General features: G+C 35.4%; 13 protein-coding genes and 1 pseudogene. 2 read left to right on the plus strand and 12 right to left on the minus strand.

Features of this window, described 5'->3' with window-relative positions:
- Window positions 1-20: 20 nt before the first annotated feature.
- From JI750_RS01900 to JI750_RS01930, 7 genes are read right to left on the minus strand one after another with little or no spacing between them, the layout of a single operon-like run.
- A complete protein-coding gene (locus JI750_RS01900) occupies window positions 21-1,211 on the minus strand; it encodes a cytochrome c oxidase subunit II (protein WP_111368032.1) in 1,191 nt (396 codons plus the stop codon).
- Between the two features lie 19 nt (window positions 1,212-1,230).
- A complete protein-coding gene (locus JI750_RS01905) occupies window positions 1,231-2,625 on the minus strand; it encodes a quinol:cytochrome C oxidoreductase (protein ID WP_201998605.1) in 1,395 nt (464 codons plus the stop codon).
- Window positions 2,626-2,652: 27 nt separating this feature from the next.
- The gene (locus JI750_RS01910) at window positions 2,653-3,198 is read right to left on the minus strand and encodes a c-type cytochrome (RefSeq protein WP_111379237.1); all 546 of its coding nucleotides are present in this window, start codon (window positions 3,196-3,198) and stop codon (window positions 2,653-2,655) included.
- Between the two features lie 8 nt (window positions 3,199-3,206).
- A complete protein-coding gene (locus JI750_RS01915) occupies window positions 3,207-3,731 on the minus strand; it encodes a DUF3341 domain-containing protein (RefSeq protein ID WP_008466841.1) in 525 nt (174 codons plus the stop codon).
- Window positions 3,724-5,127 (minus strand): NrfD/PsrC family molybdoenzyme membrane anchor subunit, encoded by a 1,404-nt coding sequence (gene nrfD, locus JI750_RS01920; RefSeq protein ID WP_008466839.1) that lies wholly within the window; start codon window positions 5,125-5,127, stop codon window positions 3,724-3,726. The genes JI750_RS01915 and nrfD overlap by 8 nt, the downstream gene beginning before the upstream one ends.
- A gap of 34 nt (window positions 5,128-5,161) precedes the next feature.
- Entirely contained in the window at window positions 5,162-8,212 is a 3,051-nt protein-coding gene (locus JI750_RS01925; protein WP_201998607.1) for a TAT-variant-translocated molybdopterin oxidoreductase, read from the minus strand.
- 32 nt (window positions 8,213-8,244) lie between these two features.
- The gene (locus JI750_RS01930; protein ID WP_201999755.1) at window positions 8,245-9,579 is read right to left on the minus strand and encodes a c-type cytochrome; all 1,335 of its coding nucleotides are present in this window, start codon (window positions 9,577-9,579) and stop codon (window positions 8,245-8,247) included.
- A 220-nt stretch (window positions 9,580-9,799) separates the two neighbouring features.
- Between JI750_RS01930 and JI750_RS01935 the strand changes: the two genes are divergently transcribed.
- On the plus strand, window positions 9,800-10,189 hold the full coding sequence (locus tag JI750_RS01935; RefSeq protein WP_201998610.1) for an SPOR domain-containing protein: 390 nt from the start codon (window positions 9,800-9,802) through the stop codon (window positions 10,187-10,189).
- A gap of 139 nt (window positions 10,190-10,328) precedes the next feature.
- Here JI750_RS01935 and JI750_RS22160 read toward each other — a convergent pair.
- The 5 genes and pseudogenes from JI750_RS22160 to rimP all read right to left on the minus strand — a co-directional run.
- A pseudogene (locus tag JI750_RS22160) lies at window positions 10,329-10,649 on the minus strand (DUF4920 domain-containing protein); the annotation flags it as partial.
- 27 nt (window positions 10,650-10,676) lie between these two features.
- The gene (locus JI750_RS22165) at window positions 10,677-10,838 is read right to left on the minus strand and encodes a hypothetical protein (protein ID WP_369410000.1); all 162 of its coding nucleotides are present in this window, start codon (window positions 10,836-10,838) and stop codon (window positions 10,677-10,679) included.
- Between the two features lie 147 nt (window positions 10,839-10,985).
- The gene (gene infB / locus JI750_RS01945) at window positions 10,986-13,859 is read right to left on the minus strand and encodes a translation initiation factor IF-2 (protein ID WP_201998612.1); all 2,874 of its coding nucleotides are present in this window, start codon (window positions 13,857-13,859) and stop codon (window positions 10,986-10,988) included.
- 58 nt (window positions 13,860-13,917) lie between these two features.
- Window positions 13,918-15,171, minus strand: coding sequence for a transcription termination factor NusA (gene nusA, locus JI750_RS01950; RefSeq protein ID WP_201998614.1), 1,254 nt, complete (start codon window positions 15,169-15,171; stop codon window positions 13,918-13,920).
- A 19-nt stretch (window positions 15,172-15,190) separates the two neighbouring features.
- A complete protein-coding gene (gene rimP / locus JI750_RS01955; protein ID WP_167365417.1) occupies window positions 15,191-15,655 on the minus strand; it encodes a ribosome assembly cofactor RimP in 465 nt (154 codons plus the stop codon).
- Between the two features lie 174 nt (window positions 15,656-15,829).
- On the opposite strand from rimP, the gene JI750_RS01960 reads away from it, so the two are divergent.
- Window positions 15,830-16,654 carry a universal stress protein gene (locus JI750_RS01960; protein ID WP_201998615.1) on the plus strand — a complete coding sequence of 275 codons (825 nt, stop codon included), beginning with the start codon at window positions 15,830-15,832 and terminating at the stop codon, window positions 16,652-16,654.
- The last annotated feature ends 146 nt before the right edge of the window (window positions 16,655-16,800 follow it).

A 16,800-nucleotide genomic window follows, 5' to 3' on the forward strand; every position in this document is an offset into this window, starting at 1 on the left:
TTTAAATTTTCTTAATAATATTATTTCATCGCAACTTTAGCTACAGCCGCTTTAACAGTATCGACAACAGTTTTAACAGTGTCAATTACTTTTGCAGCAGTATCTGTAGTTGGTGCAGCTCCTTCAGCTGGTTTTTCAGCAGCAGCAGCCGCTTTAATATCTTGAGCTAAAGTAGTTTTCTCACTTAACCATTTTTTGTAATCCTCTGGAGAATCAACTACAACTTTCATTTGCATGTTATAGTGAGAAGCTCCACAAATTTTATTACATAATAATAAATAATCAAATGTGTAAGGATCCAAAGCTGTACCTCCTTTTGCAACTAACTCAGCACTTTTTTCAGCTCTAAGTTTGTTGATGTGTGCAACTTTTTCAACCATAAATGGCAACTCTCTATATTCTGCAGTAGTATAAGTTGGAACAAAAGCAAATTCAGTAACCATACCTGGAACACAGTTCATTTGTGCTCTAAAGTGAGGAAAGTAAGCAGAGTGCAATACATCCTGAGAACGCATTTTAAAGTGAACTTTTTTTCCTTTTGGAATGTGTAATTCTGAAACTACAATATCATCTTGAGCATTAGGATCAGACATGTCAACTCCTAATGTATTAACTCCTTCAATTAGACGTACGTTAGCTTTACCTAAAACATTGTCTTGTCCAGCATATCTAGCTGTCCATTTAAATTGTTGAGCGTATAATTCGATTTCGATTACATCTTCATCTTTATCAACAAACATAATGTTATTCCAAGCATATAATCCATAAAGAATCAAACAAGCTAAAACAACAGATGGAATAATACTCCAGATTGCTTCTAGTTTATTACTATCAGCAAAGAATAATGCTTTTCTATCCTTGTTTCCTCTGTTTTTAAAAGAAAACCAGTAAAGCAAACCTTGCGTAATAACTTGAACTGTAAAGATCAAAACCCAAGTAATATTCATTAAATTATCTACTAAACCACCGTGCTCAGAAGCAGGAGTATGAAGTACCAAATTACCCCATTTTAGTAAACCATAAATCGTAAATATATATATGAAAGCTAAAAAGCCAAACATAATATATCCCTGAACGTTATTGTCATTATCTGATGCAACCTGAGAATCATCAGAAGACGATCCCACCTGAGTAAGATCAAATATCTTCGTCAATTGCCATAATGCAACCGCTAATAAAACTAAAACTATAATTACCAACAAACTTGTCATCTGTTTACTTCTTTAAATATTAATAATGAAAATGTTTACTTTCTTCGATGAAAGGATTTCTTTTTGCAAGCAAAGGAGACTTAGTTAATGCAGTAAATACAACAAATATAAATAAACCTAAGAAGAAAAGAATCGATGCAATTTCAGGAACTCCAATAAACCATTTGTCTCCTACTGTACCAGGCATAATCATATTAAAGAAATCAACATAATGACCTAATAATATTACAATACCTGCCATTACAACAACCCAGTTAAGACGTTTGAAGTCAGTATTGATTAGTATTAATAATGGGAAAACAAAGTTCATAACAACCGCTCCGAAGAAAGGAAGGTTATATAATTGAATTCTTGTTACAAAATAAGTTACCTCTTCTGGAATGTTAGCATACCAAATCAACATGAATTGAGAGAACCATAAATAAGTCCAGAATACACTAATACCAAACATAAACTTAGCTAAATCATGGATATGACTTGTATTTACATACTCTAAATATCCTTTTGATTTTAAATAAATTGTTACTAATGCAATAGTTGTAATACCACTTACAAAGAAAGAAGCAAATACATACCAAGCAAACAATGTACTAAACCAGTGTGGGTCAAATGACATAATCCAATCCCAAGCCATGATAGACTCAGATACAATAAAGAATACTAAGAATCCTGCAGAAGCTTTGAAGTTCTTTTTGTAGTAAAGATCATCATTTGCCTCATCTTGCTCTAAACAGTTTTTTCTAGAGTAATAACGGTATAAGTTCCATCCTAATAAAAAGATAGCTGCTCTTACAATCCAGAAAGGGAAGTTTAAATAACCAGATTTTCCAGCAATAATTGCATCATAATTAGCGTTTTTAGGATCTGTTACACCTTCACCTAACCAAACAAAGATATGGTTGAAGTGCAATCCACATAAAACTAAGATGATAAAAAAGATAACAGAACCAGCCGGTAAATAAGCTGTGATACCTTGCATAACTCTAAACAAAACTGGAGACCAACCTGCTTGAGCAACTTGTTGGATAGCATAGAAAGCTAAAACTCCCATTGAAAGCAGTAAAAAGAAAATACAAGCTACATATACAGCAGACCAAGGCTTATTTTGCAATTGGTGCAATACGTGCTCTAAATGTTTTTCGTGCTCATTTGCACCAGAAACTTCAGTATGTGCAGCTCCTTTGTGAGCGTCATGTGCAGCTTCAGCAGCTTCATGATGACCTGCTTCTTTGTGAGATGCCTCCGCTTTTTCTTCATGTGCAGCACCATGTGAACCATGTTCATCTGCAGCTAGTATTTTTTCAACTTCTTGAATATCTTTTGGTGCACTTAAAAAACCATACCCAATTCCTAATAAACCAACGGCCATTAAGATGATAGAAAAAGTTTTTAATTTACTTGAAAATGTATACATATCTATTACGATCAGTTTGTTCAACAATTATAATTGGCTTCTTAGTTTCAGAACATAGTCAGCAACTAACCAACGTTCGTGAGCACTTAATTGATTTGCATGTGAACCCATTGCATTTAAACCATAAGTCTCAACATGAAAAATACTTCCTTCAGTGATCTCTCTGTCTTTATAGCTAGGTACTCCAAGAAATTTCTCTCTTTCAACCAATTTACCTTTACCGTTTCCAGTTGCACCATGGCAGCTGATACAGTAAATTTCGAAAAGTTCTTTCCCTTTTCCAGAGTTTTTCTCTTCTTCTGTCAATGGTGATTTTAAATTAGCTTTTGCTAATTCATAACCAGCCGTTGAATTTTCATATTCATAAGGTTCAAAACCTCTATTGATAGTTCCTGCAACAGGAAGCTGTCCTTCTTTTCCTCCCTTAAATATTTTTGCTTCTGAATATGGCTCGTAAGCAACAGACTCATACATATTTGGGAAATACTGATAGTTCGGTGCCGAATTATTGTGGCAAGATGAAACTAAAATAGTTATACCAACTAAAAGTGTTATTTTATATATCCTTTTCATAGCTACAATTAATTCTTTTCTATTACTTTAACTTCAACAGCTCCAGTTCCTTCAAAGAAAGAAACTAACTCAGCTTCGTTATCATTTACAGCAACCTCCATTAAAAAGTGGTCATCAGTTGTTCTTACATCTGGGTTTTCAGCTTCTTTAAAAGGCCATAATCTACTTCTCATGTAAAAAGTAATTACCATTAAGTGAGCTGCAAAGAATACAGTCATCTCAAACATAATTGGCACGAAAGATGGCATATTTTGGATAAAACTAAAACTTGGTTTACCTCCAATATCCTGCGGCCAGTCATGAATCATGATGTATCCCATCATTGTAGTTGCAACAGAAATACCAACACATCCATATAAAAAAGCACATATTGCTAATCTTGTTGGTGCTAGTCCCATGGCTTTATCCAATCCGTGAACCGGGAATGGAGTAAAAACCTCTTCAATATGATGATGAGCAGCTCTAGTTTTCTTTACTGCATTCATCAAAACGTCATCGTCATTATAAATGGCGTATATAACTTTATTACTCATGATGTGAATCTTTACTGTTTGCTCTTTCTCTAATGTAATTATCTCCTGTTCCTTTCAAAATTGTTTTAACCTCTGCCTGAGCAATTACAGGGAATGTTCTAGAGTATAATAAAAACAATACAAAGAAGAAACCAATTGTTCCAATGAAAATTCCAATATCAACAAATGTTGGTGAGAACATTGTCCAAGAAGATGGAAGGTAATCTCTATGTAAAGAAGTAACAATAATTACGAATCTTTCAAACCACATACCGATGTTTACAACAATCGAAATGATGAATGAGAACATGATACTTGTTCTTAATTTTTTGAACCACATGAACTGAGGAGAGAACACGTTACATGTCATCATTGACCAATATGCCCACCAGTAAGGTCCAGTAGCTCTGTTTAAGAATGCATATTGCTCATATTCTACACCTGAATACCAAGCTACGAATAACTCAGTGATGTAAGCAACACCTACGATAGATCCAGTAATCATGATAATGATGTTCATTAACTCGATATGCTGTAATGTGATGTATGCTTCAAGGTTAGATACTTTTCTCATAACGATAAGCAATGTGTTTACCATCGCGAATCCAGAGAAAACCGCTCCAGCAACGAAGTATGGAGGGAAAATTGTTGTATGCCATCCAGGAATTACAGAAGTAGCAAAGTCCATAGATACAATCGTGTGTACAGAAAGTACAAGTGGAGTAGCTAAACCAGCTAATACTAAAGATACTTCTTCAAAACGTTGCCAGTCTTTTGCTCTACCGCTCCATCCAAAACTTAGGATAGAATAAACTCTTTTATTAAATGGTGTAATAGCTCTATCACGAAGCATTGCAAAGTCAGGTAATAAACCAGTCCACCAGAAAACTAATGATACTGAAAGATACGTTGAAATCGCGAATACGTCCCAAAGTAAAGGTGAGTTAAAGTTTACCCATAACGATCCAAATTGGTTTGGAATAGGTAATACCCAGTATGCTAACCATGGACGTCCCATGTGAATAATTGGGAAAAGACCTGCTTGAACTACTGAGAAAATAGTCATAGCTTCAGCAGAACGGTTGATGGCCATTCTCCAACGTTGACGGAAAAGTAATAATACCGCAGAAATTAATGTTCCGGCGTGACCAATACCAACCCACCAAACGAAGTTAGTAATATCCCAAGCCCAGCCAACTGTTTTATTTAATCCCCATGTTCCGATACCGGTAGATACGGTGTAAATTATACAACCTAACCCCCAAAGGAAGGCTATTAATGCGATTGAAAATACAATCCACCATTGCTTGTTTGCAGGCCCCTCAACAGGTGCAGCTACATCTACAGTTACATCGTGATAAGATTTATCACCAATAACTAAAGGTTTTCTAATGGGTGCTTCGTAGTGAGACGACATAATCCTTTATATTGTTTCTTAATTAATAATTTTACTAAGTATTTCTAACTTTAACATGGTAAACCACATTAGGTTTTGTACCTACATGCTCTAATAAGTGGTATGATCTTTCGTCAGTAGCTAATTTAGCAACTTTACTTTCTTTATCATTTACATCACCAAATATCATCGCTCCTGAAGAACAAGCACTAGAACAAGCTGTTTGGAATTCACCATCTCTAACTGGACGGCCTTCGTTTTTAGCTTTCAATTTAGTTGCTTGTGTCATTTGGATACACATAGAACATTTCTCCATAACACCACGAGAACGTACGTTAACGTCTGGATTAAGAACCATACGTCCTAAATCATCGTTCATATGATAATCGAACTCGCTGTTTTTGTTGTATAAGAACCAGTTAAAACGACGTACTTTATATGGACAGTTGTTTGCACAGTAACGAGTACCAACACATCTGTTGTAAGCCATATGGTTTTGGCCTTCACGACCGTGAGAAGTTGCAGCAACAGGACAAACTGTTTCACAAGGTGCGTGGTTACAGTGTTGACACATTACAGGTTGGAATGCAACTTGAGGATTATCTCCTGCTTTTTCCATTTCATTAAATGTAGATAATGAACTAGATAAACCAGCAATTCCTTCTTTTCTTTCATTATCACCTTCAAAAGTGCTTTCAGAAGAATAGTATCTATCGATACGTAACCAGTGCATATCACGGCTTCTTCTTACCTCTGCTTTACCTACAACAGGAACGTTGTTTTCAGCGTGACAAGCGATAACGCAAGCTCCACATCCAGTACAAGCATTTAAGTCAATTGAAAGGTTGAAGTGGTGACCAGTTGTACGATCAAAAGATTCCCAAAGGTCTACAGTAGTAGCCTCAACTTCTTGGTGATCTAAAGATACCATTGGCTTTTCATTCCAATGTTCAGCATCTTTAGTATTGAATATTTCTAAAGTAGTTTCTTTAATAATATCTCCTCTACCCATTAAAGTTTTCTGACCTTGAACACAAGCGAACTCATGTACTCCTCCAGCTTTAATAATAGATACTGATTGAACATTATTGAAACCTTTATATAAAGCGTAAGCATTTAAACCTACTTGCATTTCTTCTTTTAGAGCTGCTTTACGTCCGTATCCAAGAGCTAGTCCTAAAGTACCAACTGCTTGACCTGGCTGAACGATAACTGGAACATTTTCCAATTTAGTTCCGTCAACAGTAATAGTAGCATAACTACCATTCAAACCTCCGTTTGCAACAATTTCGTTTGATAAACCAAGTTTTTTAGCATCAGCATTAGAAACTGTTACATAGTTATCCCAAGAAACTCTTGTGATTGGATCTGGAAACTCTTGCAACCAAGGGTTGTTAGCATGTTGTCCATCTCCTAATCCTGTTTTAGTATATAATACTAATTCGAATTCACCAGCAGATTTAGATCTTGCAACAGCATTTGCAGCAGTAGCAGCATCAATAGCTCCTCCAGATAATGCTGAAGTTCCTAAAACAGCAACACCGTCGTGTAAAACTTTATTCCAAGAAGCACCTGCAGTGTAAGCACCAGAATTTGCTTTTAAGTAGTCATAATAAGTACCAGCAGTACCGTTTACTGACAATAAGATATCTTGAAATTGTTTTGTATTAAAAATAGGACGGATTGTAGGCTGAGTTAAGCTATATGTTCCACTTGTAAGCTCTAAATCTCCCCAAGACTCTAAATAGTGAGGAGCTGGCGCAGCAATCGAAACAATTGATGCAGTTTCATCTTCTTTTAATGAAAATGCAACTGATGTTTTAACTTTTTTCAATCCAGATACAAAAGAAGCTGAATCAGCTAAAGTGTAAACAGGATTAACTCCGCTCATAATTAAAGTGTGAACACTTCCAGCATTCAAATCTTTAATTAACTGTGCAACTGCAGCATTAGATCCTTTTCTAATTTGTCTTGCTCCAGCAGTACTAAAAGCCTCACTAGCCAATACTTGATTGATAGCTAAAACTAATAATTGAGCATTTTTATCTTCAATTCCAGATACTAAAACTCCTTTTGAACCAGCAGCTTTAAGCTGTTGTGCAGCTTTTACTACTTCAGTTTTAAAGTTTCCTTCTAAAGCTACAGGAATAGAAGCACCTACAACAATATTATAAATTTGAACTAAAGCTTGCTTTTGAGCAGCTACAGTCATTGGAACACGCTTATCAGCAGCAGCTCCAGACAATGTCATGTTTGATTCAAACTGAAAGTGACGAGACATTTTTCCGTTTTGCGGAATACGTCCTTGTGCATATCCAGTATCATATCCTCCACCTTGCCAGTCTCCTAAGAAATCAGCTCCAACAGAAACGATTAAAGAAGCTTTTGAAAAATCATAATCAACTAAAGCTCTTTGACCATAAACAGCTTCAAAAGCATCTAATGCTTCAGATGAAGAAACTGCATCATATACAACGTGCTTAGCGTTTGGATTTTTTGCAATAAACTCTCCAATTAATTTCTCTGTAGATGGACTTGCTAAAGTATTAGTTAATAACACTACTTGACCACCTTTAGCTTTAGCATCTGCTAAACTAGATTTGATTTTCAAATCTACAGCTGACCAAGAAGAATTTTGACCATCTACTTTTGGCTCTTTTAAACGAGCGCTATCATACAGACCTAAGATAGATGCATGAATTCTAGCATTCGCAGAAAATTTAGCTCCAGCAATTGTATTGTTTTCAATTTTAATTGGACGACCCTCACGAGTTTTCACCAAAAGATTAGCAAAATCAAATCCATCAAAAACTGTAGTTGCATAATAATCCGCAACACCAGGAATGATTTGCTCTGGTTGCAATACATAAGGGATAGACTTGTGAACCGGACCTTCGCAAGCAGCTAATGTTACAGCCGCCGTACTAAACCCTACGTACTTTAAAAAGTCACGACGTGAAGTTCCTGATGTAGCTAAAGCCTCAGCATTACCTAAAAATTCATCAGTAGGAATTTCTTCAACAAATTCGTTATTTCTAAGCGCCTCAACAATAGAGCTATTTTCTAGCTCCTCAACACTTTTCCAGTATTTTTTGTTTGATGACATTGTATATATATATTAAAATCTTAATAAATCGATTAATAGTGGCATTTACCACACTCTAAACCTCCCATTTGCGCTGCAGTCAATTTCTCTACACCGTATTTTTTAGAAAGTTCAGCATGAATTTTGTCATAGTAAGCATTACCTTCCATCTTAACATCAGTTTTTCTATGGCAATCAACACACCATCCCATTGTTAATTTAGAGTATTGCTTCATTATTTCAAATTCTTGTACTGGTCCGTGACAAGTTTGACATTCAATACCAGCAACAGAAACGTGTTGAGAGTGATTGAAGTAAACGAAATCAGGCAAGTTGTGAATACGAACCCATTTTACAGGCATTGTTTTTCCAGTATAAGCTTGTTTAGTCTTATCCCATCCAACAGCATCATATAATTTTTGGATTTGTGCATCGTAGAACGCCTTGCTATACTCAGGAGTAGCAGTAGTTTCAGCAACCTCTGAAATGTTTTTATGACAGTTCATACAAACATTTAAAGAAGGAATACCAGCTGTTTTACTTACACGAGCAGCAGAGTGGCAATATTTACAATTGATTTCGTTATCACCAGCGTGAATTTTGTGAGAATAGTGAATTGGCTGAATTGGCTCATAATTCTGATCTACACCTACTTGCATTAAGTATCCATAAACAAAATAACCACTAGCCAAAAGCAAGAAGATTGCAGTTACTAAAACCAAGAATTGGTTTTTAGCGAAAGCTTTCCAAATCGGAAGTCTTTCTTCTTTTGGAGCAACCTCAATACCGTTTTTATTTGCAACTTTAGTTAAAACCTTGTTCACCATGAACAACATCACAACTAAAATAGCCATTACAAGAGCAAGAGCTCCTAAAATAATGTTATTTGAAATAGCACCATCCTGAACATTTGTTCCAGGAGGAGTTGCAGCACCTCCTACAGCCGCAGCTGGTTCAGCCTTAGGCTCAGAAGTATAAGCTATAATATTATCAATATCTCCTTCAGACAATTGAGGAAACGAAGTCATAACAGCTTTGTTATTTTCCTCAAAAAGTTTAACAGCAACAGGATCACCTGACTTAATCATGTCAGAACTGTTATGCACCCACTTGTAAATCCAAGCTTTGTCATGCTTATCAGCAACGCCTCTTAAGGCTGGACCTGTTGATTTAGCATCTAATTTGTGACATGCAGCGCAATTTGCATTAAAAAGTTCTTTCCCTTTTACTGGATCACCGCCTCCTGCAGCTGGAGCAGCCGCAGCAGCCTCAGGCGCCGCCGGAGCAGCAGCATCTTGAGCAAATGAAGTTAGGGAGAAAATTAACGTTAGCGATAAGCCAAGCAGCAATTTTCTTGAGATCGAATTATGGTTACCCACCTTTTTCATATAGTATAAATAATTGTCTACTAATTTTTGGTATGATTTTTTCTGTACTAAATCCAGCAAAAACCTATACCCTCTTTTAAAACTTGCACAAAAATACGACTTATGAGCTATTCTCAAAACCTTAAAATAGTCTTAATTATCAATTTATATCAATTCTAAATAATATTAAAATTTTACACTCAAACTTTAAATAGTATTTTTGCATAAAAACCATCACATTATGAGAATTTTAAGTCCTTCAAAAAGCCTTTTATTAACAATTACAACGATTGCTTTCGCGCACAATATTAATGCTCAAGACCAAAATTTAACACTGAATCAAGATCCTAAATTTGAGCAATTACTAAACGAGAAACGAAAAATTAACACGTCAATAAATACAAACGACACTTACAGAATCCAAATCTTCAGCGGTAAAAGCGATGAAGCAAAAAAAACGTTATCGGATTTCAAAAGAGAAAATTCCAATATTGACGGAACAATCATTTTCAACACTCCAAATTATAAAGTAATTGTTGGAAACTTTAAAACCAGAATAGAAGCCGAAAGAAATTTGGCAGAAATCAAAAAAAGATACAAAAGTGTTTTCCTGCTTAAGCCAGGGAAGTAATTCACAAGAAAAAAAAGCGAGATTTCCATCTCGCTTTTTTTTGTTTCCATCATAGCTCAAACAATCTCATCAATAATCAAACGACATTCATCTGCCATAATCGGCTAAATTTCTAAAATCCTTTTAAACAGTTTTCAAACTAGTTTACCACTTTAATTCCACTAGCCAAAAAACGAATTTCTTCTTTCGGCGCTTTAATAGCCTCAATCTCCGCTTTTGTCTTTTTAGCATCTTTCGCATAGTGCTTTAACTCTTCAACAGATGTTACTTTTCTTTCTACACTTCCTTCTAAAACAACATTTTTTCCTTTTACTGCCATTGGCACAAAAAAGGCATAATCTTTCATTTTAACAAAGAAAGATGTCCCATCTTCTGTTTTAACACTTACCCAACAACCTCTTTTAGGACAAACATCCGTCACTTGCCCTCTAACAGCAATACTTTCAATTTTATTTGCAACATCGAGATTTTTCTCTAATTGCCTAACCTAAATCGCCTTGCTTATCAAAGCATCTGAAACATCCTCTCCATAATAATCTCCAACTAAAGCATTGCCCATTGGCAGAGCCGGTTTTTCCACAGCTTCTTGAGCACAACACAAAGCAGAAAAACACACAAGCAAAACAATCGAGTAAAAACCTTTTTCCATATTTCTTTATTTTAATTCAACATATCAAAACTTGAATAAACTAAAATATACATTTATCCTCAATCATCACTCATTAATTTAAACTCAAAATTCCGCAAACAAAAAAGTCCCAATTTTCATTGGGACTTTTAAATATATCAATTGAATTTATTTCAATTTCTTTTTAATTGCTACTTCGTGGTAAGCTTCAATAACATCATTAATTTCGATATCATTAAATCCTTTTATTTGGATACCACAATCGTAACCTTTAGTTACTTCTTTCACATCATCTTTGAAACGCTTCAAGGCAACTAGCTCACCTGTATGAACCACAACTCCATCTCTAATAACTCTAATTTTAGAAGTTCTCAAGATTTTACCATCAGTCACCATACATCCAGCAATTGAACCAACTTTAGAAATTTTGAAAATCTCACGAATTTCAGCATTACCTAAAACTTCTTCTTTCATTTCTGGCGCTAACATTCCTTCCATCGCATCTTTCAAGTCATCGATAGCCGCATAGATAATAGAATAGTAACGGATATCGATTTCTTCTTTATCAGCAAGCTGTCTAGCATTTCCAGCTGGACGAACGTTAAATCCAATAATAATTGCATCTGATGCAGAAGCCAAGTTAACATCAGTTTCTGTAATTGCACCAACACCTTTGTGGATAATATTGATTTGAACTTCTTCTGTAGAAAGTTTAGAGAACGAATCTGATAATGCTTCAACAGATCCATCCACGTCTCCTTTAAGAATTACGTTTAGTTCTTTAAACTGACCAAGAGCAATACGACGTCCGATCTCATCAAGTGTAATATGTCTTTGTGTACGAACAGATTGTTCACGCATTAATTGAGAACGTTTAGATGCAATTTGTTTTGCTTCTTTTTCATCTTCAAATACATTAAACTTATCACCCGCTGTTGGCGCTCCGTCTAAACCTAAAACTGACACTGGAGTTGAAGGACCAGCAGATAAAATTGTATGTCCTCTTTCATCATGCATTGCTTTCACTTTACCATGATGCTTACCAGCCAACATATAATCTCCAATTTTCAAAGTACCTTGCTGTACTAAAATCGTAGACACATATCCTTTTCCTTTATCTAAGTAAGCTTCAACAACAGTTCCCTGAGCCGCTTTATTTGGATTTGCTTTAAGATCCAAGATCTCTGCTTCTAATAAAACTTTCTCCAGTAATTCTTTTACCCCTGTTCCAACTTTCGCAGAAATATCATGTGACTGAATTTTTCCACCCCAATCTTCAACAAGTAAATTCATACCCGCCAAACGCTCTTTAATTTTATCAACATTCGCGTTTGGTTTATCAATTTTATTGATTGCAAATATAATTGGCACTCCCGCAGCTTGTGCGTGAGAAATTGCCTCTTTTGTTTGTGGCATGATATCATCATCCGCCGCAACTACGATAATAGCAATATCTGTAACTTGAGCTCCACGCGCACGCATCGCTGTAAACGCCTCGTGACCTGGAGTATCTAAGAATGCAATTTTTTGTCCGTTATCTAGAGTAACTCCATACGCTCCAATGTGCTGAGTAATACCTCCAGACTCACCAGCGATAACATTTTCTTTACGGATATAATCTAGTAAAGATGTTTTACCGTGGTCAACGTGACCCATTACTGTCACAATTGGCGCTCTTGTTACTAAGTCTTCTTCTCTATCTTCTACAACTTCTATTGCTTCTTCAATATCTACTGTAATGAACTCAACATCATAACCAAACTCATCAGCAACAATTGTCAATGTTTCAGCATCTAGACGCTGGTTCATGGTAACCATGATACCAAGAGACATACAAGTTCCAATTACTTTAGTAATCGGCACATCCATCATAATTGCAATTTCACCTACAGTAACGAACTCAGTAACTTTAATTGTTTTACTTCCTTCATCAAGAGCTCTTTGCTCATCATCAGATTTCTGACGGTGCGTTTCTCTTTTATCTCTTCTATATTTAGCCGCTTTAGATTTTCCTCCTTTACCTTGAAGTTTTTCAAGAGTTTCTCTAATTTGGTTTTTTACTTCTTCTTCTGTTGGCTCAACTTTAGCCACAATTGCAGGACGGTTTCCTTTTACAAAACCAGGTCTTTGGCTTCTGTTAGCATTAAAACCTCCGCCATTATTACCTTGAGCAGGCTTATTTGGATTTGGCGTTCCAGGCGCATTACCTGTAGCAGGTTTTGGCGCACCAGGCGTACCCGGTTTTGGACCAATTCTTTTACGCTTGTTTTTATTTGCGTTATTATTATTGCCAACTCCAGGAGCTCCAGGTTTATTCTGAGCCGCTTTAGGATCTTCTTTCTTTTTCTTAGGTTTATTAAATTGAGATAAATCAATTGTTTGACCTGTAAGAGTAGTTCCTGTAAGCTTTTGATATTGAGTTGTAATAGTTTCCTCTGAAGTTGTTGGATCAGTAGACACGATAGGCTCCTGAGCAACTTTAGATTCTGCTTTAACTTCTTTTTTCTCAGTAATAATAGGTTCTTCTTTTTTAGTTTCAGAAACAGGAGTTGAAACAACTGGTTCAGATTTTACTGTTTCATTTTGAACAGGCTTTTCTGGCTGCACAGGCGCAGCAACAACTTTTGGTTCTTCAACCTTAGCCGTTTCCTCAGAAGGAGTAATCGCAGGTTTTTTTGGATTTAAGTCAATTTTACCAACTTGTACAGGTCCCGAAACAACTGCTCTTGCTTTAATTATTTCTTGCTGTTTTTGACGCTCTTCTTCTTGTCTGCGTTTGTCTTCAATTTCTTTCTCACGCTCTACACGTAATGCTTCTTTTTCTTTTCTTTTTTCTTCTCCAACCTCTTTAGAAGCCTCCTTGTTCCCCTTATCGCCCGCAAATTGGCTTTGAAGGATATTAAATTCGCTATCAGAAATTTTTGCATTAGGATTTGCATCAATAGCAATTCCCTTATCTTTTAGATAATCTACAGCTCTTTCTAACGAAATATTTAATTCCCTTAAAACCTTGTTTATTCTTATTACTCTCTCTTCAGACATATAACCTTTTTATTATTACCTTTTTCGTTGTGTTGTTAGAGCAGATGTAAGCTATTGCTTAATTATCAAACTCTTCTTTTAGTATCTTCATAACATCTAGAATAGTTTCCTCTTCTAAGTCTGTTCTTCTTACTAAATCTTCTACATCGTGTTTCAAGATACTTTTTGCAGTATCCAAACCGATTTTTGCAAACTCTTCAATTACCCACTCTTCGATCTCATCTGAGAACTCTGTCAATTCAACATCGTCTTCATCTGCAACAGTACCGGCAACATCTCCTTCACGAATAACATCTAGCTCATAACCTGTCAATTGACCTGCTAATTTGATATTGTGACCACCTCTACCAATTGCTTTAGAAACCTCTTCTAATTTCAAGAACACTTCAGCTCTTTTGCTTTCTTCATCAATCTTGATAGAAGAAACTTTAGCAGGGCTTAAAGCTCTTGTTATAAATAATTGAATATTGTTTGTATAATTGATTACATCAATATTTTCATTTCCTAATTCGCGAACAATTCCATGAATACGAGAACCTTTCATTCCCACACAAGCTCCAACCGGATCAATTCTATCATCGTAAGAATCAACAGCTACTTTTGCTTTTTCACCAGGAATACGAACTACATTTTTAACTGTAATTAAACCGTCAAAAACCTCTGGAATTTCTTGCTCAAATAATTTTTCCAAGAACTTCTCAGAAGTTCTAGACATAATAATTTGAGGCTTGTTTCCTTTTAATTCAACGCTTTCAATAATTCCACGAACATTATCTCCTTTACGGAAGAAATCTGATGGAATCTGTTTTTCTTTTGGAAGCACAATTTCATTTCCTTCATCATCAACTAAGATAACTACTCTTGGACGTACGTGGTGCACTTCTGCTGTATAAATATCCCCGATAATATCTTTAAACTGCTTGTATAAGTTTGTATTATCGTGTTCGTGAATTTTAGATATAAGATTCTGACGAAGCGCTAAGATAGCTCTTCTTCCTAAATCAATCAATTTTACTTCTTCAGAAACTTCTTCACCAATTTCAAAATCCGCTTCAATCTTTCTTGCTTCAGTCAATGTAATTTCCTCATTTTCAAAATCAAGATCCTCATCGGCAACAATTACTCTTCTTCTCCAAATTTCCATATCACCTTTATCAGGATTAATAATGATATCGAAATTTTCATCTGAACCGTATTTTTTCTTTAATGCATTTCTAAATACGTCCTCTAAAATTGCCATAAGCGTTACACGATCAATAAGTTTATTGTCTTTAAACTCTGAGAATGAATCGATTAATGCTAAATTTTCCATGCGAATTTTTTAATTAAAATTAAAATGTTACCGTAACAACTGCCTCTTTAATTTCTGTATAAGGTATTTGTTGCTCTTTTTGAACTGTTTCTTTTCCTTTTCCTACTTTTTTCGGTTCTCTTGCTTTCCAAGACAAAATTATGAAAACATCATTAGCTTCTACCAATTCCGCTTCGATTTTTTCTGTATTTGTGGTAACAATCAACGTTCTACCAACATTTTTCTTGTATTGTCTTATCATTTTAAGAGGAGTTCCTACTCCAACCGATGCTACTTCAAGCGAAAAATCCTGCTCTTCACGATCCAGATTATTCTCGATTGCACGACTAACGTCGATACAGTCTTGTAGCGCCACTCCATTATCTCCGTCTAAACCGACACTAATTTTAAAAGAATCCGAAACCGCCAAATCAACCAAAAAGACTGATGGTTTTTCCAGAAGAGCTTCCGTAATTAATCCGTTTACTTTTTCTTTAAATGTCATAATTTTATAAAAAGAGGGGACACTTAGTCCCCTCATTATTTAGATTTTAATAAATAACAGTGCAAATATAGTGTTTTTTTTATAAATCAAATAAATTGATTGCTCTAAAATAATTTCTTATCTTTATATAGCATTAAAAACGCGAATTATTCATAATTTTTAACCCTCAAAATCATGAAACGAATTTTAGTACCTACCGACTTCTCAGAACATGCAGAAGACGCTTTAAAAGTTGCCTCTCAAATTGCAAAAAAGAACAATTCTGAGCTCATTCTTCTTCACATGCTTGAATTGCCCCAGCAATCAAACGATGCCATATTAGGAGGAACCAGCATTCCTGAAACCATGCTTTTTATGAAGAAAGCAAACGAAACGCTTGACGAAATCGCCTCTAGAGATTACCTAGAAGGAATTCCGGTAACTGAAATTGTAAAGATGGACAAACCCATACACGGCATCACCCAAATTAGCAAAGATTACGACATCGACCTAATTATTATGGGCTCTCACGGATCTTCTGGTGTTGAGGAGCTATTAATAGGCTCCAACACAGAAAAAGTAGTAAGAAACTCAGAAATCCCCGTTTTAGTCATCAAGAAAAATATTCCGAATTTTAATGCATCTAATATTGTTTTTGCTTCTGATTTTTCAGACGAAGCAAAAAAACCATTTGAAAAGCTTTTAAGTTTCACCAAACTATTTGATTCAAAACTCCACTTAGTCACCATCTGCACACCTAACAGCTTCAAACCAACTCACGTAAGCGAAAAAGCAATGAATGATTTTGTAGCAGAATTTGACATTACTAATTATACTACTCAAATTTACAACGATACCAATATTGAAAAAGGAATTATAAATTTCTCCAATAGAATAGACGCCGATATTATCGGAATGTGCACACACGGCAGAACTGGTTTTGCACATTTCTTTAATGGAAGCATTAGCGAAGGCCTAGTCAATCATGCCGTCAAACCCGTTATAACACTAAAAATCTAACATAATTATTTTCTTCTTAAAGCTTCTCCAATGAGAAGCTTTTTTTTATGCAAAAAAATGAGCTCCTCAACAAAGCACAACTGAGCTTCACAACAAAATCACCAGCCTATATAATGCAGAAATTTGTCAAATAGAAATTCATTAAA

It is taken from the genome of Flavobacterium tagetis (genome assembly GCF_016735615.1).
In the GTDB taxonomy this organism is placed as follows: domain Bacteria; phylum Bacteroidota; class Bacteroidia; order Flavobacteriales; family Flavobacteriaceae; genus Flavobacterium; species Flavobacterium tagetis.